The following is a 2,859-nucleotide window of genomic DNA, read 5'->3' on the forward strand; positions in this document are numbered from 1 at the left end:
AGTCCATTTGTTTGTTTTTTCGACGACGACGGCAAGCCGCTCACCGCCCACCCAAATCCTCACCTAATGCCGTGGAGAATAGTGGCTCGAACGTGTAGGTCCCTTGGTTGCGATTCTGGTGAACGGCGCACCATACGATTTCCCCTACAGTGACGGGTCCGATGGGCTCAGATGTTCCCGGACCCGACCTTAGGGCATCGTCAATCTCCTCATCGGGCCCGTCACTCACCGCATAGGCGAGTGTCATATGGGGGCCAAAGGGCGGGTCATAGCGCAGGGCCTCTGGCCCCAACGCAGCCTGAGCGGCGCTACGCGTCACCTTCACCAATGCCTCCCACGAAGGGCCTATCTCCGCGCTCGCGAGAACAGAGTCCTTCGTTACTCGCGCTGCACCGAATGACAGATCGAACGGCTGGAGTTTTGCGGCGGCGTTTTGCGCGGAAGTCTCCAGCTGATCGATGGCGTCCTGATCCAAATCCCGGAGCAAGAAGGGGAACCTCTGAATAGTTCCGTGCAGGGCCTCGGTTGGCTGAGGCGCCACGAAGGAAAGACCAGTGAGAGTCGCCGCCGCTTCTGCGAGGCGCTGCTTCGGCACGCTGCTCGGAACGATATACGCGTGGAGCATCCCGCTGGGATCCGTCCAGTCATCCTGTGTAGTAGCAAAGAAGCTCTGTACCATGGCTAGTTCCCCTTCTTGGCAGGCACTTCAGGGCCTGTCGTTGTGTAGGTACCGTAAAACACGCGATTTCCCTGATCATCGCGCCAGCCATTGCTCGCCAATTCTTCGAGCTCATCCATGGAGCGCCCCCGCGTTTCGGGAGCCAGCCAGATAGAAACAATAAGGCCGAAGGCAGCAACGCCCGCGAAAAGCCATGTGGCGCGAGCCATTCCCCAGTTTTCAACAAGGACGGGGAATACGAGCACGCCGAGGATCGAGCCGATGCGGCTGATCGATCCCGCGAATCCCACGCCGGTACCTCGTAGCCTAGTTGGGAACATCTCGTTCGGATACACCATGTTGAGAACGCCCGGTCCCAGATTGGCAAGCAAGATGGTCACGGATAGTAGTCCAATGAGGAACGCGAGTGCGGGATTCTCCCACAGGGCAAGGATTACGAGAGCCACAACCATGCCAACGAAACACCAGATGATCTGGCGCCTGCGGCCCCAGCGTTCAACGGTCACCATGCCGATTCCTGCGCCAACAACACCCAGCGCGGCGATGAAGGCAGCGCCGAGGAATGCGAGTTCCGGACGGCCCTCGGTGAAGGGCGTCAGAATGGTGGGAGTATACATCTGGATGCCGTAGAAGGAGACGGCAAAGGCGAACCAGAACACGCAGCAGAAAACGGTGGCGCGAAGGTACTTGGGCGTGAAAATCTCACGCATCTTTCCCTTCTCTGTCGCCTGACCAGTGTTGCGGGTGTCAATGATGAGATCGTGCTCTTCGCGCATCTCCCGCTCGATTTCGTCGGCTTCCTCGTCGCGCCCGCGATCGCGAAGCCATCGGGGGGATTCGGGCATGTTATGCCGCATGAGAATCACAATGCCAGCCAATACTGCACCGCAGAACAGCATCCAGCGCCACGCGTGGCCACCCGTGCCCATGAGGAGGATGCCGATTACGTAGGCGGTGAATGCGCCCAATTGCCACATAAGTGACATGAAGATGATGAGACGCCCACGGCGGTGGGGTGTGGTGAACTCAGCGGTTACTGAGGAGCTGATCGGATAATCGGCACCAATGAACAAGCCGAGGAGCAGACGGGCGATGATAAGTTGCCAGACATTCTGGGACGCGGCAGCGACAAGTGCGAAAACAACGAAGCCCACCAGATCAAACATGTACATCTTCTTCCGGCCAAAGATGTCCACGAGCCTGCCGCCAAACATCATTCCGAAGAACATGCCCACCACAACGGCTGACGCCACGATACCGGAAACAATCCCATCGGTAATGTTCCATGCCAGCTTGAGTCCCGGTAGAGCAACTGCGATCACCGAAACGTCAAAGCCGTCAATAAACATCCCCGCGCCTGCGAGAACAGATATTTTTCGTTGGAATCTCCGCGATCTCGGGGATTCGGTATCTAACACATTGGAAGCCATATATTGCATTTTCCTCGCGGTACCTACGGTGCGGTTCGGACCTTAGTCCTCCATGCTAGGTTCCTCCGCTCACCATTACATTTCGTGGTTTTGTACGCATGATGTGTGTAGAAGTCCTGTCGAATCGAGGTTCAGACGTTTGTTTTTTGACGCCGACGGCGTCACATCCTGTGCGCCCCTCAGGAGTGCGATGGGCCGGAGCCCCCGTCCATCCGAACGATCACGTCAATGCCTCCCAATCCACAAACGATAGTTACCCCACCGCCATGGCACTCACGGTGATGGATTTGGCAGTGGCGCCGGTTAAGGCACTAAGAGCCTTGGCAGAGGAATTTGATACGAAGGCCGCCGAATACGATGACACGGTCCGGTTGGGCCGAACCTGTCTACAGGACGCAGTGACTCTGACTGTGGGAGAAACCCACCGCTCACATTCGGTGGCGATCAGGAGAACGATGGGGGAGCTGAAGGCCGCCGTCGTCGCCCTTAATGACGTACCGCTCGGGGCAACCGTGCTCGGAAGTGGTATCGGGGCCGTGCCCGGCTACTGCGAAGAAGCCGTCGCTACGCTGGCGGAACTCAGCGGGCACCCACTCACCCCGGCTACAGATATGTTCGATTCCCTTGCGCATTTGGACTCATACGCGGCCATCGCCCACGCTGGTGCGCGAGCGGCCCTCACGATGGCGAAGATCGCACAGGACTTGCGAATGCTGTCATCCGGACCATTGGGCGGGCTCCAAGAGGTGA

The 2,859-nt window shown here is 58.2% G+C and carries 3 protein-coding genes; 1 reads left to right on the forward strand and 2 read right to left on the reverse strand.

The window, feature by feature from the left end; genetic code table 11:
- Window positions 1-40: 40 nt before the first annotated feature.
- Window positions 41-679 carry a 2'-5' RNA ligase family protein gene (locus ACTHV6_RS11970; protein ID WP_441387871.1) on the reverse strand — a complete coding sequence of 213 codons (639 nt, stop codon included), beginning with the start codon at window positions 677-679 and terminating at the stop codon, window positions 41-43.
- A gap of 2 nt (window positions 680-681) precedes the next feature.
- A complete protein-coding gene (locus ACTHV6_RS11975; RefSeq protein WP_441387873.1) occupies window positions 682-2,028 on the reverse strand; it encodes an MFS transporter in 1,347 nt (448 codons plus the stop codon).
- 182 nt (window positions 2,029-2,210) lie between these two features.
- Here ACTHV6_RS11975 and ACTHV6_RS11980 point away from each other — a divergent pair.
- Window positions 2,211-2,859 (forward strand): lyase family protein (locus ACTHV6_RS11980; RefSeq protein ID WP_441387875.1); only part of this gene is annotated, 649 nt, incomplete at its 3' end.

It is taken from the genome of Ancrocorticia sp., assembly GCF_052089425.1.
Classification (GTDB): domain Bacteria; phylum Actinomycetota; class Actinomycetes; order Actinomycetales; family Actinomycetaceae; genus Ancrocorticia.

Bases quoted from the DNA above. Each gene is read 5' to 3' on its own strand.
- ACTHV6_RS11970 (WP_441387871.1), bottom strand. From the start codon at position 679: ATGGTACAGAGCTTCTTTGCTACTACACAGGATGACTGGACGGATCCC.
- ACTHV6_RS11975 (WP_441387873.1), bottom strand. From the start codon at position 2,028: ATGTTTATTGACGGCTTTGACGTTTCGGTGATCGCAGTTGCTCTACCG.